Source organism: Pseudomonas sp. P9_31, assembly GCF_034008235.1.
Taxonomy (GTDB): domain Bacteria; phylum Pseudomonadota; class Gammaproteobacteria; order Pseudomonadales; family Pseudomonadaceae; genus Aquipseudomonas.
The window spans coordinates 6,199,685-6,222,603 of sequence record NZ_CP125375.1 but is presented as its reverse complement, the minus strand read 5'-3'; the positions used below and the strand labels follow the sequence as shown (position 1 = coordinate 6,222,603).

Here is a 22,919-nt window from a genome sequence, read left to right as displayed (position 1 = left end):
GATCGAATATTTATTCGAATTCATTCATGGACGAGGTATCACCCTATGAAAAGCAACACTGAAAAATTCGGCAAAACACCCCATCAATCCAGCCTCTGGACCCGCGCTGATGCGTTGAAAGTCCGTGCGGACGATCCCACCACCACTCAGCCGCTGGTCAGCGCGGATTTCCCGGTATTGAGCAACGAAGTGTTCATCTGGGACACCATGCCGCTGCGCGACTTGGACGGTAACGTGACGTCCGTCGATGGCTGGTCGGTGATCTTCACCCTGACTGCCGATCGTCATCCAAACGACCCGGAGTACATCGACGAGAACGGCAACTACAACGTCATCCGCGACTGGAACGACCGCCACGGTCGGGCAAAGATGTACTACTGGTTTTCTCGTACCGGCAAGGACTGGAAACTCGGTGGCCGTGTGATGGCTGAAGGGGTTTCGCCGACCGCTCGCGAATGGGCCGGTACGCCGATCCTGTTGAACGACCAGGGTGAGGTGGACCTGTATTACACCGCTGTCACCCCGGGCGCGAGCATCGTCAAGGTGCGGGGCCGGGTGGTGACCACCGAACATGGCGTCAGCATGGTCGGCTTCGAGAAGGTCAAGCCGCTGTTCGAGGCCGACGGCAAGATGTACCAGACCGAAGCACAGAACTCCTTTTGGGGCTTCCGTGATCCATGGCCATTCCGCGACCCGAAGGACGGCAAGCTGTATATGCTGTTCGAGGGCAACGTGGCCGGCGAGCGCGGCTCGCACAAGGTGGGCGAAGCGGAAATTGGCGATGTGCCGCCGGGTTATGAGAACGTCGGCAACTCGCGTTTTCAGACTGCCTGTGTCGGCATCGCCGTGGCCCGTGACGCGGACGGCGACGACTGGGAAATGCTACCGCCGCTGCTGACCGCCGTGGGGGTCAACGACCAGACGGAACGCCCGCACTTCGTGTTCCAGGACGGCAAGTACTACCTGTTCACCATCAGCCATACGTTCACCTATGCCGACGGTGTGACCGGGCCGGATGGGGTGTACGGTTTTGTCGCGGATTCGCTGTTCGGCCCTTACGTGCCGTTGAACGGTTCCGGCCTGGTGCTGGGCAACCCGTCCTCTCAGCCGTTCCAGACCTACTCGCACTATGTGATGCCCAACGGCCTGGTGACCTCCTTTATCGACAGCGTACCGACCGACGCAACCGGCACGCAGATTCGTATCGGCGGCACTGAGGCACCGACGGTGGGCATGAAGATAAAAGGGCAGCAGACGTTCGTGGTGGCCGAGTACGACTACGGCTATATCCCGCCGATGTTAGACGTCACGCTCAAATAATATCGATACAGGGCTTTCAGGCAGCGGGTTTGAGGTCGATGAAAAAACCGTTGTGGATATGATCGAGATATCCCGCCTGATTCACTGCGACGTTGATCGCAAGCCCCATTGAATAATGTGTAGTAACAGCCCTTCGTTACTGGCTGCAAGGATGCAGCCAGTAACGGGTATCTTCCCTCCGCTACCGCCTCCTGTTCGTCAGGCCAGCATTCTGTCTCGCGTTTCCTTCAGATTCGCAGTCACCCGCGACACCCTTGCCTCTGGCTAACACCTCCTCTTGCCGGATGTGTAAAGGGCTTCTACCTCCAAGTCATCCAACTCACCACCACAGTGAGCCAAACAGCGCCAGTTACGGCGCTATTCGCCATGCCTGGCGCACCAATAAAAAGGTTCTTCACGGTTTTCCGAGAAGAACCATTTTTTATGGGGGGCGGAGTACTTTCTTTCCTGGTGGATCAACTGACTCGGCTTTGTTTCCTGGCGAGAATCGCTGCTATTTCCGGCTCATTCAGGTGATCCAGCGCTCGCTCCACCAACAAATGCACCCCGTCGGCCAGGCGGCTGAGCGACAGGGCTACGGAGCGGCGTGAACCGTCCACGTCGTCGGCGAGGTCGTCGGCGATGGCGCTGATGGACAAGATATCTTCCGAGGCATTGGCGAGGAGGGCTTCAGTGTTGATGCCCGGGCAGACGCTGAAGAGTTGGCCTTTGCGTTTCGGTGGCTTTGGTTCGGCTGGCGGGAAGTGATGGTCGAGGGCGCGTTCGGCGGCGTCGTTGAGTTTTTTTGAATCGGGGCTTTCGTATGGGGAGACCGGATCGGTGTCCGGTGGGTTAGGTGTGACCTTGAACATGATCTTCAATTCCTTGAGTGATGCTGACACCACTTCGCCGACTAAACGAAGGGGTGGCAGCTGTACGCAGGTTAGTCGGACCGGGGAATTGAAGAAGCCGGCGCACCCAAAGGTGCCCTACGCACAGCCACCATCAAAATGCAGGTAGCAAGTACCTGTCTGACGGACGCTTGTACAACTTCAATTACCAGCGGGCGACTAAACCCGACCACTGACGATCAGTGACACGAGTCAAGTTACCGACCGACCCCAAAGCGCACAAGCCGGCGGATTCTGGCGTAGCCGTAGGCAACGACGCAAGGTGTTGTAGCTTTCACGATGTTACCTACAAGGCTTTTAAACAAGCGCTGTCAGGCATTGGTGTGGGACCGACAGGAAAACCATTTCTGATCAGGATTGGGGGGGCTGAATCAGGTTGCCGAGTTCGTCGTAATGGTGGTGCAGGCTGCTGGCCGCACTGTGTTCGGCAGCAACTGACCGAGGGCGTCGTAGATAAAGAAACGATGGATTCGACTGACCGGATGGCGAGGGAACATGATGAGCGCGAGCTGGAAAAATGAGCACACCGACTGGATCAGGTGCCCATTTTTGTTGGACGCAGAGATGAACGTCTAACAAAGTCCCTCTACCAGTACCTTGTCTTTCTCGCCACCCCAAGGATCGTCCAGCAGGTACTTGGCTAGAACTCTGCTGTCTGATGGGACCAGAGTGGTTTTGTAAGAGATTTCTTCACCCTCGCAAACCTCGAAGTACAACGCATAGTCGCGTTTCTCTAGATCAAGCTCGACCTTGAAGTTTTCAGCAACGGATGCAATTTCCACATGACTGGGATCTGTGACATGAAACGGCACGACGATGCAGCGCTGGGTGCTGGGTGCTGGGTGCTGGGTGCTGGGTGCAGGGGTCGAGGTGGAAGCTGTCTTCCAGTTTCAGGTGCATGTTTGCACCGAAAGCGTCTTCGGGTAGGGGGTCAAACACAACGTAATCGCTATGAATGATCGCACCCTGCTCCAAATTAACCTCGCCCCATTGGCTTGAGGCTTCGTCGAAGGGCCGTGAGCGGAATTGAATCTGGCTGTGGGAGATTAATAGGTCCATAACTTGAGCTGTCTTTTTCATCCATAAACCTCGATCGGTATCCTGCTTGGTTTCTCCGGCACGTTGGTCCTAGAGTCCCCGGCCTTGCTCAGGCTTTTTTCTCTAAATAGAACTTCAGATATTTTTTTGGTCTTTCTTGAAAGGCTCGCGCCTTACCGAAGCTATAAGCATCGTCAAAGTATTTATAAGCCTGTGAATAATCTTCCAGTTCAAAGTAGACCATTCCCAAGTTGATCAACGGACCTGTATCGATATCTGACTCTCGGCCATCCAGGGTCTTTTGTGCCCAGTCTTTAGCGGCCTCGAAGCCACCGTTGTCGAAGTGCAGGTTGAAAAAAGAACCTGTGACCCATGACGACAGAGGTGTCCATTCAAGTTTTGGCTCAGGAAGCAAGTCCCATGCTTTTTGGTACAAGGCTTGGGCTTCATCTTTTTTGTTTTGCTCATCGCATTCATTGCCCGACACCATTATGGCCATTATCTCGTCTGCCAGTTCGGGATTTTCATCGGCTAAGTCTTTCATATGATAACTCTGCATTTATGGTGGGCGTCCTCTTGACACTTGATCGCTATAAGTGGCGTCAGATTACTAACAGCCTACTCTAGGAATTCTACTGCAGTTTCCCCTTCTAAGGCTTGAACGGCCGTTCGATAAATGACCGTCCAACTATCCTCTGGCGACCTTTTAAGAATATGTTTTGAACCAAACACGTAGATGGTGTCGCCAAGTGAAATTTTTTCTTTTATGTGCTGTGCCGAAGGTGAAATTAAAAATTGATGTAAGAAAACCATGGGTCGGCCCTGATGATACAACCAGGTTGGTTCTCCCACCCATACAGGTTTTTCCTTCAAATACAGGAACTCATTTTCCAGACGTTCTGATAGCCATTTCTTTTTATTTTTGGGGGCGCCTTGCTTAACGTATTCGTCGTAAAGGCCCCGTGCAAAATCTTCTGCACCTTCGGCCTCCATCGACGCGGATTGCTTTTCTGCAATCTCCATCGCAGCACCCCAGAAAACGTGAAAATCCGTCAACCCGCTCATGTTTTCTCCTGTGAAGCCTGCTTTACCATTGCCCGGTAGTTTTTATAACTTTCACTAAGTCCCGCCCGTATGGCGATTGATGGACCCGAATCAAGACTCAGATATAGAAGTTGCCGCCCTTCGCGATATTGGCTGCCACCTCCAGCACGCCGCCGAGGATGTCGACCATCATTGAGGAGTGGTTGAGTGCATCGTCCAGCCGGGCGGCCCAGAGCGCGTCAGACGTGCGCGGGGTTCATCCGCCGCAAGGGGCTGGATGCGACGCAATCGTTGCGCCGGTTGCGTATTTCGACGCCTTCCATTGCCCCCTTTCTCCCTGTTGATTACGGTACGCGCATCAGCGCAACCTTCAGGCGTTTGATCTGCTTCGGATACTTGAGGCATCGACTGGACGTATGTTATCCACACTGGTTCGCTTACTCCTCGTCTATATCCTCCTCATTAATCAGTCCTTGAACAAATCGGATAAAATTTGAGCAAACATGTTTTTCAGATCGGCCGAGCCGATCAGCTGTTCGCTGTAGTAAGTAGGGGCTTTCCAACCTAAGATCATGTTTGAATTTCCTAGTCGTAATAGGCACCGGCCGTCCAGCAGGTTGGCGGTGGGGTCGTACTCGAAATGCCTTTGCAAGGCGGCCGGCGTTATCGAGGGCCGGCTAGTGTGTTTGGCATTGTCGCGTAGGTAAGCGACCACTGCGGTAAGGGCCCCGTGCGCTCACTACTCACTGAATACAAAGCTTTCTTGTGCCAGATTATGTTCGGTCCGGTAATTGGTTTCCCATTCAAGGTAGTCTTCGGGAGGCTCTTGGCTGATTCCCTGGGTGGACCAATATTGTTTTCCATAGGCTATCAACATTGCCCAGTGGTACTCCAGTTCGTGGCTCCTTGAAATGACAGCCATGTAGTTACTGACAGGCTTGTTTATTACAGGCGCAGCAGCCATAAGCGAATCGGCTTCCGCTTCGGTCCTGTTGGCATAGTGAACAATAATTCCTCGGATGACTTCGACCCAACTACGCATGTTGAAAATAACCGTTTCAACCAGGTCATCATCATCTTGGAAAACCATCCCATCGACAAAATTATCTCTGTGCATCATGAACAACCTTTAATTTTGAATGCGCGACATGGGACGGGATCGCTCCGGCGGCTCGTGCGGCGGGAATGTTATTGGTGAGGTGAGAATGTGCGCCCTGCACCGTGGGCGGGAAGAGGGCGTTGCTGAAATTCTCGCACCGGTTACTCAAGCCCTTGCCGGCCCCGGTCTTGCTCATGGCGAGGCCGACGATGGTACCGACCACCACGCCGAGCAGGAAGCAACCGAGCCCGCCGGTGATGCCCATGGCCGCGACCGCTGCAGTTGTCGCCACCACGGTGATCGCAATATTGGCCGCCGCCTCCAGCACGCCGCCAAGAATGTCGGCCATCATCGAGGTGTGGTTGAGTGCGTCGCCCAGCCGGGCGGCCCAGAGCGTGTCAGACATGCAGGGTGTTCATCCGCCGCAAGCGTCTGGCCACCGCGCAATCGTTGCGTTTGTTGCGCAATTCGATGCCTTCCATTGCACTGTTCTCCTTGTTGGTTACGGCATGCGCATCAGCGCGGCTCTAAGGCGTTTGATCAGCTTCGGATCCTTGAGGCAATCGGCCGGCCGTATGCTATCCAGGGCGGGCACTTGTTGTTCGATCCACCACAATCCTTCCTTGAGCCCTCTTTTACCGTAGAGGATGACCGCCATGTCGAGGTTGCCATCCAGTTGTTTCGCCAGGGTGCGGGCGTTGTCGTCGAGATAGTCCTCTTCGAATAACCGCACAAGCACTTGCCAGTCGGCATCGCCGAGGTATTCGTCTTCCAGTTGTTCCATCTTCTGCGCTCACTGGCCGGGTCAGATCCATGACCTGAAGATTAACCATAAAAATAATCAAAAAACCGTTCGAAGTTTTCTTCCCCAAGTAGGGGGCTGACTTCCCTTGTGAGTAATTCTACGAACTTGCTGGAAAGTTCGTCATCATCGTTATAGATCTCAAAAAATTCGAATTCGCCGTGGACAACCTCAATCAATTTGGCAAAAGCAAAAAAGAAATCAGCCAATGAGTCGGCAATTTTGAAAGGCAAAGCCACGTCATAGCTGGCAAATACAGGCGTACCCTCAGTGTCGGTAACGGCGATGACAGGTTTACCGCCTCCGATATCATCCATAAATACTACAAAACTGGCTGGCCAGCGTGGGTTGAGCTGCGACTTGTTTGAATTGCCATCCCATTTGTAGCCCGCTTGGTCATCTTCAATGGTGTTCAGGTCAAAAAAACGTATCGGAGTCAAACCTGTCTCCATCTCTACACCCACAGGCTCGTAGTTGTCATAGAAAAAATCAGTTTCGACAGAGCGCTCAAGCGTTTGCGGCCATGTGGCGTTGACTTGGCCATTCTTTTCGAATTTGCCGTCCAACAGGAATTTCTTATGGATACGGTGCAGCTCTATCAATGCCTTTTGTAACGTGCTCATGTTCATTTTTCGCCCCCCGCAAAACCCCCGAGCAGAACTTTGCTGTCGTCCAGCACGAGATCGATCCAAATGCCATTCAGACGCTTACTCTTCATATATATATTGTTCATTAGTCAGTCCTTGAACAAGCCGGATGAAATTAGAGCAGACATGTTTTTCAGATTGGGCCTGATTCTCTTCAGGGCTAAGATCGCTATCAAAGCTATCAGTCGTGAAATCACTGATGGACCCCGAATCAAGATTCGGGCAAAAGAAGTTGCCGCCCCAGTCGTTCGCGAAAAGTAGGCTTCTTTCCGATAGCGGACTCCAGATGGTCCAGATCCACTGAGGTAATGGCCGCTTCGTCATCTGAGAATGTGTTTTCAATCATCACTAATCCCAAGGGAACTTAATGTGAAATTACGCCGCCAGCACGGCGCCAAGGATGGTCTAGCTCGACATTTTTCAATGTCAATGCTGATCAGCAAGATTGCGTGACCGTATGAAAAGTTTTCTTGTTTTCATCAAAAAACAAATAAGCTTGCGAGTTATCATGGCTTAAACCACTAATATCGAGTTGCCCCAAAAAAATCATTGGTTTTCCATCTTGTATAGGCCATTCGGGGTTTTGGAGCCATTTAGGTGGTGTCTTCAGAGAACGAAAATCACTTTTTATTTTTCCCTTTAACCATAGCTGCAGCTCTTTGGTGCTAAGTGATTTTTTGTCTTCAATGAGGCTGGATAGATAATCTGATGGTAGGGACAACCATTTTGGCTGAACTTTCAGCGTTAGGTTAAATAGCTCTTTATATTTCTTTTTGATCTTGTGGGGTATGTTTTTCTTGTTTAGAAAGTCAGATAGAAGAGTTTGGGTGTTATATATGGATTCAAGGTTTTCATAGTTTTGACTGATGGCGTATGTGTATAGGTCTGACTCTGCCACGTAAGCTGGTAAATTTTTCTCGATTCTTAGTAACTCTTCAATTGATGAGTTGGCATAAATTTCCGCTTCGAATTCTTTTGGCGAAATGGATGCTTCGACAAATTGCTTCACAATTTCTATAGCAGTCATTACTTAGCTCCTAGATGTCTGAAATTATCAAGTTCGGCATGTTGTTCTCGTGTGACTTCCCGTAAGTTTCGGGGGTCGTTCACGCCGCCTGAAGTTTTCGAGGCTTCGTGTCGACTCTTCCAATACCTTGATCTCACTACGTCTCATGCAGGAGCTTTGCACCGTTAGCGTCGCCTTTTTCCAGCGTTTTGAACTGGACACAACCCCAACCCCAACCCCAACCCCATGGGGCCACCCATCGGTTATGTCCATATTGATAGAGGTTTAATCCTCCCATCAACCCAATAGGATCCGACTTTGTAAACCATCCCACATCCGAATCACGTATTGAAAGGCAGCCCAGTCTCCCGGTCCAGGTACTGCCTCTGAAACTTCAGGTTCTACTCTTTTACGACCATCGACTAGTCAATCAGTCTCGTACCAACTCATCGTTTTCATCAGGCGGTTCTTTCTTGACGAGTTCTTCGTAATTTACAGGCTCTGAGCTTAAGGTGGCAGGCAGCCATTTGCCATTGATTTTCTCATAGCTACCTCCTCTGTAAGGATGACGGGCGATAATTTCGGTAATTTCTTTTTGGAAATTACTCTCTTCATACCAAACGCTGCCGCATTCACCGCATCCCCAGAATGGCGGCGAATGGGTGTCAATCAAATCTGCCCATCCTGCGCATTGAGTAATAGGGCATCGATAATGTATGTCTTGATTCTGATTCTGAGCACTATCCGCAGTCTTGACGCATTGCGTAGAGGAGCCGCAGCAGGGGCACTCTATCATTATGAAACGTTGACCTTTTTCGACCAGGGGCAAGACGAAACTTTGCTGCTGCGCATTCAGTTCAAAGATTTCCTTGCAGACTTGGCACTGTGTACTTTTAATTGAGTCCATATGGATTTTCCCCTTCAGGATACCAATGTAGGGTCTTGCTATTGGTTTTATGGTAGGCCTTGTCCATGGGAACAAGATGACTTTGACGATTGTTGCCTCCTCTGAAAATCGGCTTTTTATGATGTATATCAAAGCCATTAGTAACCAGGCCTTTCTTCATTCTGTCCGCGCCAGCCTGATCATAGCTTTCGTAGTACAGGCGATTGAGCCAGCAGTCGTCGGGCAGTTGGGTCTGGATCAGGTTGACGAGTTCGTCGTAGTGGGAGGGCAGGGTGCCGGTCGCGCTTTGTTCGGCGAGCAACTGACCGCGGGTGTCATAGGTAAAGACGCGATGGATTCGACTGATCGGATGGCGAGGGAGCATGAGCGCGAGCTGGAAAAATGGGCACACCGACTGGATCAGGTGCCCATTTTTGTTGGACGCAGAGATGAACTTCTAACGAAGTCCCCCTACCAGTACCTTGTCTTTCTCGCCGCCCCAAGGATCGTCCAGCAGGTACTTGGCTGGAACTTTGCTGTCTGATGGGACCAGAGTGATTTTATAAAATATTTCTTCACCCTCACAAACCTCGAAGTACAACGCATAGTCGCGTTTCTCTAGATCAAGCTCGACCTTGAGTTTTTCAGCAGCGGATGCAATTTCCACATGACCGGGGTCCGAGACATGAAACGGCACGACGATGCAGCGCTGGGCGGTGGGGTCGAGGTTGAAGCGGTCTTCCAGTTTCAGGTGCACGTTTGCCCCGAAAGCGTCTTCGGGTAGAGGGTCAAACACAACATAGTCGCTATGAATGATCGCACCCTGCTCCAGGTTAACCCTGCCCCACTGGCATGAGATTTCGTCGAAGTCCCGTGAGCGGAATTGAATCTGGCTGTGGGAGATTAATAGGTCCACAGTTTGAGCTATCTTTTTCATCTATAAACCTCGATCGGCATCCTGCTCGGTTTCTACGATGCATCGGCTCTAGAGCCCTCGCTTTGGTCAGGCTAGCCTTTGCTTGTTTTTTAGAAGGGCAAGGAGTTTTTTATTGCTGCGAATTTTTCTAACGCAGCACCTTTATCTCTCAAATAGTCCAAGGCGGCGTCTAAAGTTGAAAATTCTTCGATTTCTTCATTTTCATCATCTTCAAGTAAGTCCATGCGAGATTCGTCGATTGAAAAATAATATGTGTAATAAATATTGTCTTGTTTTTTTATGGCGTACTGGAATAGAAAAGCCCCCCTCTCGATCAAGCGACTTTCCTCGTAGCCTCGCCGTTTACCGGTGTTGAGTGCATCTATGAGTTTATTCATGTTCTAACCTGTGATGTCGATACGGACCATTGTGGCCGCCTCGTTATTCGAAAATGTGTTCTCGATCATCATTAATCTCAGCTTTAATAGAGCCGTCACCGTTCTGATCCACTTTTTCATAGGGGATCAATTCAGTTGCCCGTGAGTAAATCGATTGGTTCGGTTTCGGTTAGCTGGATCTTGAAAAGGGTAATCACCTGCATGCTGAGTGGGACCTAGGCTCTATCGATTGAGCCGACCTTCTCCGTATCGACCACTTCTGCACCTACCAGATTTAGTTCTTTAAGTGCAGTGGCGGCGTGAGGCGAAAGAAATACGAATCCAAGTAAAGTAATTTCATCGATACTAAAAAAATCTGTACTGATATTTTCTTTGATTGTCAGGCTGATGATATTTTTGATTTCGCCGCTCGCTCGAAAATTAATCTTCGACAGTGTCTGATCGATCACGTCCACAGGCTCCTTGTCTATTCGTAGCTGGCGCATGAAAAAATATTGGCGCTGTGCGACCGAAACGCCCTTCGGGTTGACGATCTCCAGTTCTGCGATCTCCCATCGGGAAGTCTTGAGGGGCTGGAAGGCTTCCAGGAAGCGCTCACTGACAATATGCCCCTCAAAGGCTGTGCAAAAGTCAAAGTCATAGCGCTTGTCCTTGGTAATCAGCACCAGCTTTTTCGGGAGGGGAGCGAGAGCTTCGTCGGGGCCCGCGTCGTGCCAGTCGGCATCCATCGCATCGTCATAGGCGCCAGGGCTGTACGACTCATGAATAACGCCATCAATGAAGGTGGGGCAGTCTTTGTCTTTCTTGAATGCAAGGGTATAGAACATGAAAGCCTCTTGTCAGCAAAGTCGACCGGTACTGGATTTGGTTCGTATTCTTCCTGAAACAGTCTTCTTGCGAGGGCTGCTTTGTAGTGATGAAACCTGTTGCTGTGCCAGCAACGCCGGGACCGCCAGCTCCACGCCCGGGGTCTTGCCGGTGCGGATCTCGCGCACCACCACCGAACCGCCGCCAATGGTCACGTTGGAGGAGATCAGCCCGGAGCCCACCACCTTGGCGTCGCAGGTGCTGCGCTCGCCGCTGCGCACGGCGGGCTGACCGTTGATGGTGACCTTGTCCGAGCCCTCGGCCATGAACTGCGGCGGCATCGGCGGATGCTTCATGCAGACGAGCAGGTCCAGCGGCTTGGGCACGGCGCCGGGCGCCGGGGTGGCGACAGTAGGGCGCCACATCTGGGAGAAGAAGCTTTCGGCCATGTCCAGGTAAGTGGGCTCGGCTTCCGGCTCGGGTATTTCCAGTTCGGTACCGGCCGGCGCGACATGGGACGGGATCGCCCCGGCGGCGCGGGCAGCAGGGATGTTGTTGGTGAGGGTGTTGGTGGAGCCGGTGAGAATGTTCGCCTGCACCGTGGGCGGAAACAGCGCGTTGCTGAAACTCTCGCACAGGTTACTCAAGCCCTTGTCGACCCCGCTCTTGCTCATGGCGAGGCCCACGATCGTGCCCACCACCAAGCCGAGCACGAAGCAACCCAACCCCCCGGTGACGACGGTGATCGCGATGTTGGCCGCCACCTCCAGCACGCCGCCAAGAATGTCGGCCATCATCGAGGTATGGTTGAGTGCATCACCCAGTCGGGCGGCCCAGAGCGCGTCAGACATGCGGGATGTTTATCCGACGCAAGCGTCTGACCGCCGCGCAATCGTTGCGCAATTGTATGCCTTCCATTGCACCTTTCTCCTTGTCGGTTACGGCATACTCATCAGCGCCATTCTCAGGCGTTTGATCAGCTTCGGATTCTTGAGGCAATCGGCCGGTCGTTTGTTACCGAGGGCGGGCACTTTCTGTTCGATCCACCACAACCCTTCCTCAAGCCCTCTTTTACCGTTAAGGACGACCGCCATATCGAGGTTGCCATCCAAGGCTTTCGCCAGCATGCAGGCGTCGTCGTCGAGATAGACTTTGTTATACAAATCCACGAAATCCTGCCAATCGGCATCGCCGGTGTATTCGTCTTCCAGTCCCATTCTAAAAACCTGCAAATGATATTAAGTTACTACCGGTCGGGTTTCGCGTCGACGGCGCCCGAATTCCATCATAACCATTGGCTTTCGACCAGACGCCAATCTGATGGGTTTGGGTGCATTTATCGCCGGTAATGCTTTTAAGGGAGGCGCCTAATTGTTTGCGCACATCGGCTCGGGTCAAATCCAGGACGTTGTTGAGCTGCAATTTTTTGCTGACCAGTACCCGTTTGGACAGATCACCCCCCCCAGTGATTGACCTCTCCTAGTGCGGTCTTGCGCGAGTTCACGCCATAGGCCTCCCAGTCCCTTGGCGGTCTTACGTTGAATGGTCACATTTTGGATTTTATATTCATTATAAATAATTTCCAAACTACTCAAGAATAGTGTAGTTAGTGTGAGCCTGATATTAGGTGGCGTTTATCAACAGTCTAAAATTTCTAACTAAGTTGAGTTGCTCTGAGTAAACACTAGAAATTATATACCCAGAGTTCATCGAATACGAAGTCAAGTCCAAGATAATCAGCTAAGGACTCGAAATCATCATGCGCTTCGGGCAATGAAAGGCCAATGCCGCTGATTTTATCTATTTGCACGAAGCCGGACCATGCTACTTGCTCTTTGGAGTGCCTAAGAACGTCGGCTACCGTCATTCCAGCCCAAAGCTTATTCTGGTAGTTTCCGGTAAAAGATCGATTGCAGGAAATGGAAGAAATAATTCCGTCAGTACCGTGATAGGCTCCGATAAGCCCATCGTCTATTGTGAGTGAGTTAACTTCCTTGTGACTCTTATATCGACCTGAGATACGTGCTTCAATCTTCTCTATATTTTCTCCTATGCATATTCCGCCGATGGACTTTTTTGGCACTATTATCTTGGTGATATCCATTGCTAACTCTACTTTGGTGCATTCATTAAGACGCTGTCTACGAAAACAGGGCTGTTCACAATTTTCTCGTACTTTTCAAAACGCTTGGCTCCTATACGACCCTGAATCTTGCCATTCCTGTATACCTTCCAGTAATCGGATTGGTGGCCGCCACCGCCTGGGTGGTAGTCCAGCACGTCTTTGTTTCTCGACTTTGTAGCCCTTGTGAACTGGGTGTGCTGGGTTTTGTTGGTGTTCAAGTTTGTAATGCTTTTGGTATAGCCTTTTTTCAATAGCATGGCTTCTACCTGTTGAGGCGTTTTTCCCGAAAGCTGATTCACCCATTTCTTCGAAATATTATGTCTTTTGTTGAAGGCTTTAGAGTGGATCTACCCACCCGATTGGGTTTTTCGCATAGGCATAAAAGTTGATGCTGCCTATCAACCCAATCGGATCCGGCGTCGTAAACCGCCCCATACGGATCATAAAGCCTGAACGTATTGAAATGCAGCCCCGTCTCCCGATCCAGGTACTGCCCCTGAAACCTCAGGTTCTGCTGTTCAATGTAGTACGGCTCGCACACCTCTTCCAACGTGTTGCCCCACACCCGATAAGTCGCCTGCCAGACGTTGTGGCCGTCCGCTTCGGTGAGCTGCCGGCAGGCCATTGAGATCGTTGTGATAATAGCGAATTTTTTGCAGCGGACCGGTGCCATCGACGCGGGCCAGGGGTTCGTAACCTTCGTCTTCGTAGAGGTAGAGGCTGGTCTGTTGATGACGATGCTCCTGCAACAGGTGCAGGCCGTCCCTGGTGAAGTGAGTTTCCCCCAGTGGATAACCCTTGCCGTCGTGCTCAGTTTTTTCGATGCGCCGGCCTAGCGGTCGTAGGTCATGCTGAGCACGCTGCCGTTTTCGTTGCGCGCTTCAATCCGATCAGCAGCAGCGGGGGCTTGAAGTGAAGCAGCGCCCGCTGGTTTATTTCTTGCTGCTCATCACCGGATCGGCAAGGTTTTCATCGCCATCATTCATTCGCTGCAAAAGCTTTACTGCGCGGGAAAAACCTTGAGCGGCTGAACGTTCCAGCCACTGTCTGGCTCGTTCAAAGTCCTGCTCGACTATCCATCCATCAAGGTACATTTTCGCCATGTCATATTGACCGTGGGCATCACCGGATTCGGCTCGGGCAAAGTGAAATTCCACCGTTTTGGATGTGGTATCAATCTCCCAATAATCGCGTTTGTTTACCTGGAATAGCCGAACGGCTTGATCGTTCACCCATTCAACAGGACCTAGCAACGACTCAAAAAGACCCAGCGCGACGCTGATTCGCGTGGCTGTGAAAAATGCTTCAGGCGTGTTTTTTGAACCCTGCACCAGGACGCCGATTTTGATGTATTGATCCGTGCGCCAAGCAACCGTTGCAGTAAGCGTTTTGGACGGGTTTTTTAGTGAGCGTCCCGAGGTGCCTGAGAACCGATAGTCACGTTTGATGATCTCAGCTTGGAGCCTATGTATCGGGTCGTTATCCCACCCTTTGAGCGCCGCCAGCGACAAAAGCGCTTCGTTAATGTCCTCGATTAGCGACTGGCGAATGGCGCTGTCCGTAGCGTCCGCAGGTAGCTTATCGAGGTGCTTGAACGGATGAGAGTAGGTGCAAACATCCAGAAGCGTTTTCTCTGCTTCGACTGGAGCTGGCTGAAGAACTACTTTGGAAATGCCGCCAGCAGGTAGCTTGCACTTAGTAGCAAGGAGATAAACGTAGAGTACGGCTGCCTCCCGAACGCTGTGAGCCTGGAGGCGCTCCGTAGGGGAGTCGACTTCGAGTGTCGATAAATATTTGCTCATCAGGATCTCTGCCTAGGTCGAATGACGTTGCGAACCCTCCAGTCGGAGATCGAATCTTCAACTTCAGTAACGACGTTCGCGCTGCGCATTATTCACTGAATACGCAGCTTTCGTGCGCGAATTGACCCTGCCTGAATGGTTTATTCGTATTTTCAGAAGAGTTTACCCTTCTGTCCATTTGATCACGACAACGGCATTTCGAAAACAATCTTGCCTAAACGGCTCTTAACAAAATAAATATTGTCTTTTATTTCTGCGCTTTTAAAATAATCACTCCCGTCAATAAAGCTTGGGATGTCGTTCATCCAGATTTTCTTCTCCGTCGAATTCTGTGAGTTAGTTGTTTCGCAATACCAGCTCTCGCCAACTTCAGGGCTTAAAAGTCTAAAAACATTGATTTTTTGTTTTTTGTCTTTACTGATTTTCGAGAGTTTTTAATTTGAGTTGTTAATTGAAATTGAGTCTTTTTCACCGCGTTGCGAGTGGAATTTATTACACTGATGACTTCTTTATTTTCGACTTTTTTTGTGGCGATGGTAATAAGCGCGTTGCCTAACTCGTCTAACAGCTTGGTATTCTGAGTGAAACGGTCTGGTGACAAAAAACCTTTGAAATCGAAATCTTCAATAAAAACATTAGTCACGTCTAGCACATTATCAAATAAATCCTCCTCGCCCCTCGGACCCAATTTCACGACTATTTTACTGCTTCCGTTGATGTCTATCTTTGGCAGCAACGCCATAAATATCTGCGTAATGGGGTGGCTTAACCAACGAATACGGACATTCTCTGGCAAAATGGCCGAGTCGCTTTCTTGTAGGGTGAACATATTCAGATTCATTGCTGTGTTCGCTTTAAAAAATTATCTGGTACTTAGTGTTATCCTGCCGCATACAAATAAACTGCATCTTCTGAAATGTATATTATTTTTCTGTTTGGATGTGCCTGAACTGGAGAGATTAATAACTCGCGCAGATCGCCTGAAGTCACGGCATCATCAAGAAAATTCAAGAGATCGTTTTTTTCTGCCTTATATAATTCTCCCTTGAAAATTATTTTTTTACCTTTGTAAGCAATCAGCTTGTGTGCCACATAATAGTAATCTGAAGTCATGTGAGGCCTTAGATCTCTAAGTGAGTCGAGTGCTTGAATGTAATCCCCTGAAAGCGTTGGCTGTAACATCATTGAATAGATAGCTTCTCTGCTTTCATTCGGAGCCAATTCAAGCACTTTGAGCTTTTCCAGTCGATAGTTGTTTTTCATGCTGGTTCGATTAACACGAGCTACTAAGCCAGGAGGAGAAGTCAGAAATATAGATTTCATTTAAAATCAGTTCTAGAGGTATATCCTCAATGCTATCGGCTATCTCGTCATAAGGGGTGGGTAATACATAGGAAAATCCGAAGTCATCATCGATAATTATTGAGCCATTAAAAATGCGTTGACGCTTTGTAAGTTTTTTTACTTGGCCAAAAGACATCCCTGTAGAAAGCACACCTCTGTAAAGTCCTTGGTAATGTACATTACAGCCGATTGAGTATATTTCTCCGTCAGAAAGGGTTGCTATGGTGATGGTGTCGTTTACCACATAGGCCATCCTTGTTTTCCCGTCTGGTAGATTATAATTTTTTATTTTTACGTTATGTTTTCTATATAACTCATCGATATGGCTGGAAATGTTTTCCCCTAATAGTACGTTTGCTGCTGAGTGCTTGGATTTGATGTCTGCTGCAAAGTCAATCATATTTAAGTTCCACCATTCATTGACGTGCCATTAACATAGACTGGAGAGTCTTTTATTAGGTCGTAATTTTTGAAGTCGCCATGTCCAATTCTGCCAAATACAATATTTTCTCCAGATTTATTGGCTTTGTACACTGTCCAATAATCGTTTTCGTGAATGTTGGGCTGGATGGAACCGTAATCTTGGACGGTAATAAATACTCGTAGAGTACCACCGCCTCTCGAATGCTCTGAGTATTCAAGTGTGGGTAAGTGCTTGCTCGTCAAGAGTTTGATTTCGTCAAACATTCCTCAGGATAAATTTTCAGTTTGCTATTGTCCGTAAGTATTTCAAAAATGGTTAGGGAATCATCTGCGTGATTGATCTCATAAGATCTTTCCGTGAAGGTGCTTCGCCATATTTTTTCAGTAATCGAAGTGATTTTATTGGCATTGTATTTATAAAGAGTTTCGAAGTATTCTCCTGTATTGTTCAAACAGTAATGCCCTATAGGTTTGTCATTCAGAAACTTAATAAGGGAAACCGAGTCAAGGTTGGCCTCTAGGTTGCCGTTTAGCTCACTGCCGAATGTAAGTTCAAGGGTTTGATCGGCCTCATGCAAAAAAAACCGTCTATAAACAATCCATTGTTTTTTAATTGTTACGTATTTCGCAAATTTTAACTCGCCTATTATTTTGTTATCCTCATTTAAGAAATAACGTTGTCTGTTTTTGGCTGGCTCAGATTTTTTTTTAAAAAAATGCCCAGGCTTACATCCCTGGAGTTCCGACATATAGGGGGCCGGCGAATAGGAAGGCATGATCCCCATGCCCCAGATTGTCGTTTTGTAGTTTTTCTCCACAGACGATATAAGCTCTGAATATTTATCCTTATATTCGTTGAGTCGTGCGTGTAAAAAGTCCTTCATGGGGCATCTCCTACTTTGCTAATGGGAAAACCTTTCCGCCGTTGAGCTCCAAGTTGAATTTATTTAAACCCGACTCGAATCCAGATTTTGTGTTCGCCCCCGGATCATAAAGCCGGAACGTGTTGTAGTGCAGCCCGGTCTCTCGGTAGAAAAACTTATTCCCGTTTTTTATCCAAACATGCATGTTATGGTTTTCGCTAAAAAGTAGAGCCGGACGTTGTTTAGCTCTTCCGGCTCTTTTTCTAATCTAGTCTAGAAAGTCATCGTTTTCCAAATAATAAGTAACTGCTTTCAGTAGTTCTTCTTTGCTGGAGTTCGGATGATGTTCTATTTTATTTTCAATGATCGCTTTGAGTATCGGAGACTCAAGGAATGTTCCGTGTTCGTCATCGAACTCCATTTCTTCTTCGTCATTTTCTGCAAGGTAATATTTTCTATTTAGGATGTCGTTTTCTGACTCCAAATCAAAATCAGTATCCACATATAACCAGCCGACATTGGGTAGGTCATTACGTTTTTGCAGAAGTTCGTCAAAGCCATTAATGGTTATCATAAGTACTCCTTGTTTTCGACATTTCGTACCGCCGCCCCATTTATTTCGACCGCCTTTACCATCAGGGTGGTAGATTTTATGATACGTTTTATGATCATTGAAGTCGGCTAGCTGTAATGAGCCTGGTTTGTTTCCATGATGCCAAGTCATATTGGCTGGGGATGTTCCTCTGAACCTCCCATTCGGCCGTGGCTGCACAAGCTCTACAGCGCCAGGGTATTTAGTCTGCATTTGACGTTTAAAGTCCGGATCTGTTTGCATTCGTTTGTAAACAGATTCATTTGCGCGGCTAAAGTGCTCTGCGTCAGTCATTTTGTATTCGGACGCGTTCAGTGAGTGCTCATGGAACACATGATATTTCCCTAGGTCGCGAGATCCTTCACCATTGTATAGCCCAAGCGGATCTATCCAGGTCAGGGTGAGTGGGGCATAACTGTAAAAATTCAGCCCTCCCGCCAACCCAATCGGATCCGGCGTGATAAACCGCCCCACATCCGGATCATAAAACCTGAACATATTGAAATGCAGCCCCATCTCCCGGTCCAGGTACTGCCCCTGAAACCTCAGGTTTTGCTCTTCAATGTAATACGGCTCGCGCACCTCTTCTAGCATGTTGCCCCACACCCGATAACTCGCCTGCCAGACGTTGTGGCCCTCCGCTTCGGTGAGTTGTTCCGGGAGGCCGCTGATGCGGGTGCCGTCGACACGGGGCCGGGGTTCGTAGCCTTCGTCCTCGTATAGAAAAATGGGTTTAATCGCAATAAATGTACAAATTCAAATTTTCATCGTAGGTATTATTTAGGAATTTTATAAAGTCATTCAGCTCGATTGAATTTGGTTTGCCGGTTTTCATTATTTTTTCAATTTCAACTATTAGAGGTTTTATTTCGCCAAAAAGAATGCTGGTGTCGGAGTAGTAATCGGAAAATTTATGTATTTTCGGGAAGTCTTTTTTGGGTTTTGCGATGCTCAGCAGAATATCGTGTGCGTTTTCACTCAGAGAAAATACGGAGGTTTTTTCATTGATGTTTTTTTGACTTTCTGAAGCCATAAAATCGAGTGGCATAGGGGTACCTAATTTTTAGGACGAGAAGGCGAGCTCGTCTTCTTCGTAAAAAACAGCGCCCAGCTTCGTTGGGTACGGCCGGATGTTCAGGAAATTTTCAAGCTTGTATGAAAGTAGATTGAATATGTCCATTTTTTAAGGTTTTCCACTTGCCTTTCGCACATTTTTTCTCGACACGAAACGATGTGATGGTGCTATTCAGTTTGCCTAATAACCTGGTGCCCGTCATCTGAGAATGTGTTTCAAGCATCACTAATCCCAAGGGAGCGATTGAATTTGAAGTCGCACCGTTGCGTCATGAGACCGACGAATATGGATATTTTCTGGTGTAATGATTCTGTTTATTTTCAGGGCTAGCGCTCAAGGAGCAAAAGGATTGAGGAGGGTGTTTCTTTAAATTTGCACTTGTAGTTAACGAATTCAACAATGAAGATAAGCGTCTCTCGTAAGTTTTGTTGGGCGGAGGTAATATTTTTCGTTAGGATAATTATTTTTTCAGAAGGATCTATTCTTACTTTGGTCATTCCTTCTTCTGGATACCGCAAGCCAAATAAACAGTCAATTACGGCATCGACATTCTTGCCATAACTATCAGGGAAGCCGAATTTTTCTGCGAGGGCTTCATACAGTTGCTCGGTATCTTTTATTTCAGAAAAATCCAGCTCAATCGTTGCTTTTATGTTCATTATTTCCATCCTCCAAGGTTTATTTCTATGAATGAATCATAGTGATCGTGAGAGTAATAAGCTTGGCCTGTTTTTTTGTCGACGACGATGCGCCGAGCGCCATTGGTTCCTACATTAGGCGTTTTAACCGTCCATTCGTGATAGGGCCCGCTTCCTGTGTTCAGTCTTTGGCTGTTGGGGATGCCGATTGTGTGGGTGTTACTGAAAGGCGTGCCCTCGTTGGAGTAGCGAGGCTACCTTAATTTAGTTCGGTTAATGGTGCTTTGCAGCTCTCTCATTTCCTGTTTTGACATGCTGTGCCCTCATTTGCTTTTGACCGCAGCATGGGCTTGCTTAGGGCTTTTAGCAAAATGAGAGCATTTTGAACCCAGGGGGTCGATATAACTGTGCGGATCGGAGGCATAACCGTAAGCATTTAGTCCCCCGCCAACCCAATCGGATCCGGCGTCTTAAACCGCCCCACATCCGGATCATAAAACCTGAACGTATTGAAGTGCCGTCCCGTCTCCCGGTCCAGGTACTGCCCCTGAAACCTCAGGTTCTGCTCTTCAATGTAGTACGGCTCGCGCACCTCTTCTAACGTGTTGCCCCACACCCGATACGTTGCTTGCCAGACGTTGTGGCCGTCGGCTTCGGTGAGTTGCTCGGGTAGGCCGTCCTAGATCAAACGGGTTTCGCCGAGTGGGTAGCCGTGGGGGGCGTGCTCGGTTTTTCAATGCGCCGGCCCAGTGGGTCGTAGGTCATCCTGAGCACGCTGCCGTTTCCACTGCGCACCTCAATCAACCGGCTCTCAGCGTCGTAACCGAAGCGCTGCAAGTCCCGTTTAGCGCTGCGTTCGATCAGTCGGCCGGCGCCAGCGGGTGGTGGGCCGTCCAGCAGGTTGGCGGCGGCGTCGTAGGTGAGGGTTTCGCTCTGGCCGTGCAGGTTGTCCTGGCTAGTGATGATTCGGCCATTAGCATCATCGGATTCGTGGGGGCGTCATGTTTATGAACCTGACTCTCTTTTTATAAGTTTTCCGCTAGTGATTTCCAGAAAATCTTTAATGCCCCCATGAGCTACTTCTATATATTGGTTGACAGTAACTTTATCAACAATGCCGCATAGGTAGCTCCAGTGTCTGCCAGTTTCACTGTGAAAATAAATTACCCCCCACTCGCAGGGCAAGATATGCTGTTTAGAGTCGATAGATATTATGTTCCAGATTATCCCGCCGAGGTTTGATATTTCTTCTCGGGTGGCTTCGGTAAAAACAATTATTCCGTCGTCGAGCCGTCCTTGTGAGGTGTTGCAATCAGGGCATCTATTAAGTTTAGCGTCGTAATGTGCATAGCAATTCTCGCATGCTTTGTATTTCATGACGGCCTCAACTATTTTATTGGGATGCTGGATGTTATGACCCTTGGTCCTGTTCCTCGATGTTGCCTAGGGCGAGGAAGGCGGCACAGAACCCGCTCCACTTTTCTACTGTGTTATCCCTGGATCCGGAGCGGGAATGACCACACTCGCCCAACTGGCTGTACGTTTGCGTTGTGTCAGAGCACGCAATGCTGCTGCGTCAGGCTCGCCCTTTTTCGTGAATTTGACAGGTACCAAAACATAAAGCGTTACCTTTTCATCGTCGGGGATCATCTCTTTTTCAGTTCTCGTATCCCAGGCTTTATCCACGGCCACGAAAGCATCCACTTCGTCTGGCCAAGCCAGGTTGGCATACATGGCCTCGGAACGACGAATCAAGAAGCCTTCCGACAAGGGGCCATCATCGACCGTGTGGCGAGCGAGCAGAGACAGCAACTCAACCGGAAAAAACCAAGGACTGTGGGGGGTAAAACCTTGCTGCGTGAGAGGCCAGTCGCCAGGCAAGCATACGAATAATTCGGTATGAGGACTTTTGGCAAAAAGTCCGATGGTGAAGAGTAACTTGAACTTGTTTTTGCCATCAATACAGCTGATACGCAGCTCCAGACCCTCTTCATTAGTGAAGGGACTCAGTTGTGCGGGTAAAACCCAGCCAGCGGTGTTGTGCACGAAAGTGACTATAGAACTACCAAATTCCTCGAGCGGGCTTTCAACGATGTCCATGATACTGACCGCCCCCGATTTTCTTAAGGTGGACGCAATCCCTGTAAATCCCCAGGTATTGGCGATGTCCAATGGCGCGGTATTCAGCCTGGTGTGCAGTCGATTGATGTTGGCATGGTGTTCTATAAGAAGATTGACGACGTCCTGATGCCCAAAGGTAATCGCGTCAATCAGCGGGGTGGTTATGCTGTTAGGCCATCCATCCACCAAAGCACCGGCCTCAAGAAACCATTGGCATGTTTGTAGATGTCCATTTCCAGCGGCTGCGGCAAGTGGCGTGCTATTGCCGGAGCTGACGGCAGGCTGGTCCAGCGCAATACCTAAAGACACCAATAAGCGGCAAATTTCGGTTTGACCCCGTTCGGCAGCCATGTGCAGCAGGGTCTCATGACCAATAAGGCCATACATGGGCAGGTGCAATAGAACGGAATTTTTCTCTAGGCGCTTTTTTAGTGAGGCTGCATTTCCCGACGCGATGTCTGCGTGAATGGCTAATAAAGTTTTGATGTTCTTTTCATAAATTTCTTCTGGGTTGTTCATTTAAAAAATCCATTTTTCTCTTTTCTGGTAGCGCGAGCCTGAATCACTCCTCGACGAAGTCGGGCGGGCTGATAAGCGTAGAGAGGATCAGGTCAAGGAACGACGTGAAATCAGGCGCCAGGAAAAACAGATTTCCACAGCCGTCGCGCTCAGCGATATCAAAATCATTTTTGTCGTCACTTTCGTGCAAGTGAGTCCTGTCCCAGTAGTATAGGCCTTCCTTGCCAGCTTCTACGACCCATACAAATGGATTTCCGCCACCGTCTTCACCGATAGCGATGCTGTTGTCCAGGAAGGAAAGCTCGTCGATAAACTCTTCGTTGAACGCCAGCAGATCATTGCTTTCTTCGTCGGGTATAAGGCCGAAAAGGCGGTCGAAGGCGATGCTGCCTTCATCGACCTTATCGAGTGCCAGACTTACATAATCGGGAGCTGTTGCATAAAAGCCGTTTCTTTTTTTCAGGAAATCCTTGTAATCCGAAGGCAGTTTTTTTTGCAAACGCTGCTCAAATCCCTGTATGTCCGCATCTGACAGGCCGGGTTTATATAAAAAAGGCATGGTTG

Annotated in this window: 29 protein-coding genes and 7 pseudogenes; 1 reads left to right on the top strand and 35 read right to left on the bottom strand. The window is 49.1% G+C overall.

The window, feature by feature from the left end; translation table 11 throughout:
• The first annotated feature begins 45 nt into the window (after positions 1-45).
• Positions 46-1,320, top strand: a complete 1,275-nt coding sequence (locus QMK51_RS28210; RefSeq protein ID WP_258698235.1) for a glycoside hydrolase family 68 protein — start codon at positions 46-48, stop codon at positions 1,318-1,320.
• A 455-nt stretch (positions 1,321-1,775) separates the two neighbouring features.
• On the opposite strand, the gene QMK51_RS28205 is transcribed toward QMK51_RS28210, so the two are convergent.
• From QMK51_RS28205 to QMK51_RS28045, 35 genes and pseudogenes are all read right to left on the bottom strand, one after another.
• Complete coding sequence (locus QMK51_RS28205; RefSeq protein WP_320392723.1) at positions 1,776-2,171, bottom strand: DUF6124 family protein; 396 nt, start codon at positions 2,169-2,171, stop codon at positions 1,776-1,778.
• Positions 2,172-2,782: 611 nt separating this feature from the next.
• Positions 2,783-3,022: a hypothetical protein gene (locus tag QMK51_RS28200; RefSeq protein WP_258698233.1), complete on the bottom strand. Its 240-nt coding sequence runs from the start codon at positions 3,020-3,022 to the stop codon at positions 2,783-2,785.
• Positions 2,970-3,269, bottom strand: a complete 300-nt coding sequence (gene comJ, locus QMK51_RS28195; protein ID WP_320394577.1) for a competence protein ComJ — start codon at positions 3,267-3,269, stop codon at positions 2,970-2,972. Before comJ (QMK51_RS28195) ends, QMK51_RS28200 begins: the two co-directional genes overlap by 53 nt.
• An 88-nt stretch (positions 3,270-3,357) precedes the next feature.
• Positions 3,358-3,792 (bottom strand): hypothetical protein, encoded by a 435-nt coding sequence (locus QMK51_RS28190; RefSeq protein WP_320392722.1) that lies wholly within the window; start codon positions 3,790-3,792, stop codon positions 3,358-3,360.
• Positions 3,793-3,866: 74 nt separating this feature from the next.
• Positions 3,867-4,313, bottom strand: coding sequence for a hypothetical protein (locus QMK51_RS28185; RefSeq protein ID WP_320392721.1), 447 nt, complete (start codon positions 4,311-4,313; stop codon positions 3,867-3,869).
• A gap of 718 nt (positions 4,314-5,031) precedes the next feature.
• Positions 5,032-5,412 (bottom strand): hypothetical protein, encoded by a 381-nt coding sequence (locus tag QMK51_RS28180; RefSeq protein ID WP_258698228.1) that lies wholly within the window; start codon positions 5,410-5,412, stop codon positions 5,032-5,034.
• Positions 5,413-5,434: 22 nt separating this feature from the next.
• Positions 5,435-5,797: pseudogene (locus QMK51_RS28175) on the bottom strand (hypothetical protein); the annotation flags it as partial.
• Between the two features lie 96 nt (positions 5,798-5,893).
• Positions 5,894-6,175: a hypothetical protein gene (locus QMK51_RS28170; protein ID WP_258698226.1), complete on the bottom strand. Its 282-nt coding sequence runs from the start codon at positions 6,173-6,175 to the stop codon at positions 5,894-5,896.
• A 41-nt stretch (positions 6,176-6,216) separates the two neighbouring features.
• Positions 6,217-6,816, bottom strand: coding sequence for a hypothetical protein (locus QMK51_RS28165; RefSeq protein ID WP_320392719.1), 600 nt, complete (start codon positions 6,814-6,816; stop codon positions 6,217-6,219).
• A gap of 460 nt (positions 6,817-7,276) precedes the next feature.
• Positions 7,277-7,867, bottom strand: a complete 591-nt coding sequence (locus tag QMK51_RS28160; protein ID WP_320392718.1) for a hypothetical protein — start codon at positions 7,865-7,867, stop codon at positions 7,277-7,279.
• Between the two features lie 217 nt (positions 7,868-8,084).
• Positions 8,085-8,247, bottom strand: a pseudogene (locus QMK51_RS29150) (RHS repeat-associated core domain-containing protein); the annotation flags it as partial.
• Positions 8,248-8,276: 29 nt separating this feature from the next.
• Positions 8,277-8,753, bottom strand: a complete 477-nt coding sequence (locus QMK51_RS28155; RefSeq protein ID WP_320392717.1) for a hypothetical protein — start codon at positions 8,751-8,753, stop codon at positions 8,277-8,279.
• Complete coding sequence (locus tag QMK51_RS28150; protein ID WP_320392716.1) at positions 8,740-9,117, bottom strand: hypothetical protein; 378 nt, start codon at positions 9,115-9,117, stop codon at positions 8,740-8,742. Before QMK51_RS28150 ends, QMK51_RS28155 begins: the two co-directional genes overlap by 14 nt.
• Before the next feature lie 72 nt (positions 9,118-9,189).
• The gene (gene comJ / locus QMK51_RS28145; RefSeq protein ID WP_320392715.1) at positions 9,190-9,669 is read right to left on the bottom strand and encodes a competence protein ComJ; all 480 of its coding nucleotides are present in this window, start codon (positions 9,667-9,669) and stop codon (positions 9,190-9,192) included.
• 89 nt (positions 9,670-9,758) lie between these two features.
• The gene (locus tag QMK51_RS28140) at positions 9,759-10,046 is read right to left on the bottom strand and encodes a hypothetical protein (protein WP_258698219.1); all 288 of its coding nucleotides are present in this window, start codon (positions 10,044-10,046) and stop codon (positions 9,759-9,761) included.
• 215 nt (positions 10,047-10,261) lie between these two features.
• Entirely contained in the window at positions 10,262-10,873 is a 612-nt protein-coding gene (locus QMK51_RS28135; RefSeq protein WP_320392714.1) for an Imm43 family immunity protein, read from the bottom strand.
• A gap of 108 nt (positions 10,874-10,981) precedes the next feature.
• Positions 10,982-11,704 (bottom strand): annotated as a pseudogene (locus QMK51_RS28130) (PAAR domain-containing protein); the annotation flags it as partial.
• An 87-nt stretch (positions 11,705-11,791) separates the two neighbouring features.
• A complete protein-coding gene (locus tag QMK51_RS28125; RefSeq protein WP_258698216.1) occupies positions 11,792-12,070 on the bottom strand; it encodes a hypothetical protein in 279 nt (92 codons plus the stop codon).
• Positions 12,071-12,537: 467 nt separating this feature from the next.
• Positions 12,538-12,957: a hypothetical protein gene (locus tag QMK51_RS28120; protein WP_320392713.1), complete on the bottom strand. Its 420-nt coding sequence runs from the start codon at positions 12,955-12,957 to the stop codon at positions 12,538-12,540.
• An 8-nt stretch (positions 12,958-12,965) separates the two neighbouring features.
• On the bottom strand, positions 12,966-13,277 hold the full coding sequence (locus QMK51_RS28115; RefSeq protein WP_320392712.1) for a hypothetical protein: 312 nt from the start codon (positions 13,275-13,277) through the stop codon (positions 12,966-12,968).
• Between the two features lie 40 nt (positions 13,278-13,317).
• Positions 13,318-13,864: pseudogene (locus tag QMK51_RS28110) on the bottom strand (RHS repeat-associated core domain-containing protein); the annotation flags it as partial.
• 46 nt (positions 13,865-13,910) lie between these two features.
• Positions 13,911-14,780: an SEL1-like repeat protein gene (locus QMK51_RS28105; RefSeq protein ID WP_320392711.1), complete on the bottom strand. Its 870-nt coding sequence runs from the start codon at positions 14,778-14,780 to the stop codon at positions 13,911-13,913.
• A 376-nt stretch (positions 14,781-15,156) separates the two neighbouring features.
• Positions 15,157-15,609, bottom strand: a complete 453-nt coding sequence (locus QMK51_RS28100; RefSeq protein ID WP_320392710.1) for a hypothetical protein — start codon at positions 15,607-15,609, stop codon at positions 15,157-15,159.
• Between the two features lie 50 nt (positions 15,610-15,659).
• Positions 15,660-16,043 carry a hypothetical protein gene (locus QMK51_RS28095; protein WP_320392709.1) on the bottom strand — a complete coding sequence of 128 codons (384 nt, stop codon included), beginning with the start codon at positions 16,041-16,043 and terminating at the stop codon, positions 15,660-15,662.
• 10 nt (positions 16,044-16,053) lie between these two features.
• On the bottom strand, positions 16,054-16,524 hold the full coding sequence (locus QMK51_RS28090) for a hypothetical protein (protein ID WP_258698210.1): 471 nt from the start codon (positions 16,522-16,524) through the stop codon (positions 16,054-16,056).
• A gap of 262 nt (positions 16,525-16,786) precedes the next feature.
• Positions 16,787-17,431: a hypothetical protein gene (locus QMK51_RS28085; protein WP_320392708.1), complete on the bottom strand. Its 645-nt coding sequence runs from the start codon at positions 17,429-17,431 to the stop codon at positions 16,787-16,789.
• Positions 17,432-17,678: 247 nt separating this feature from the next.
• Positions 17,679-18,143: pseudogene (locus QMK51_RS29145) on the bottom strand (HNH endonuclease); the annotation flags it as partial.
• A gap of 234 nt (positions 18,144-18,377) precedes the next feature.
• Positions 18,378-18,731 (bottom strand): annotated as a pseudogene (locus QMK51_RS29140) (RHS repeat-associated core domain-containing protein); the annotation flags it as partial.
• Positions 18,732-18,735: 4 nt separating this feature from the next.
• Complete coding sequence (locus QMK51_RS28070) at positions 18,736-19,050, bottom strand: hypothetical protein (RefSeq protein ID WP_320392706.1); 315 nt, start codon at positions 19,048-19,050, stop codon at positions 18,736-18,738.
• A 353-nt stretch (positions 19,051-19,403) separates the two neighbouring features.
• A complete protein-coding gene (locus QMK51_RS28065) occupies positions 19,404-19,736 on the bottom strand; it encodes a barstar family protein (RefSeq protein ID WP_320392705.1) in 333 nt (110 codons plus the stop codon).
• Entirely contained in the window at positions 19,736-19,900 is a 165-nt protein-coding gene (locus tag QMK51_RS29135) for a ribonuclease domain-containing protein (protein WP_413817549.1), read from the bottom strand. Before QMK51_RS29135 ends, QMK51_RS28065 begins: the two co-directional genes overlap by 1 nt.
• Positions 19,901-20,068: 168 nt before the next feature.
• Positions 20,069-20,696 (bottom strand): annotated as a pseudogene (locus QMK51_RS28060) (RHS repeat domain-containing protein); the annotation flags it as partial.
• A 24-nt stretch (positions 20,697-20,720) separates the two neighbouring features.
• The gene (locus tag QMK51_RS28055; protein ID WP_320392704.1) at positions 20,721-21,092 is read right to left on the bottom strand and encodes a hypothetical protein; all 372 of its coding nucleotides are present in this window, start codon (positions 21,090-21,092) and stop codon (positions 20,721-20,723) included.
• A 105-nt stretch (positions 21,093-21,197) separates the two neighbouring features.
• On the bottom strand, positions 21,198-22,355 hold the full coding sequence (locus QMK51_RS28050; protein WP_320392703.1) for an ankyrin repeat domain-containing protein: 1,158 nt from the start codon (positions 22,353-22,355) through the stop codon (positions 21,198-21,200).
• Positions 22,356-22,398: 43 nt separating this feature from the next.
• Positions 22,399-22,914, bottom strand: a complete 516-nt coding sequence (locus QMK51_RS28045; protein ID WP_320392702.1) for an SMI1/KNR4 family protein — start codon at positions 22,912-22,914, stop codon at positions 22,399-22,401.
• Positions 22,915-22,919: the final 5 nt, after the last annotated feature.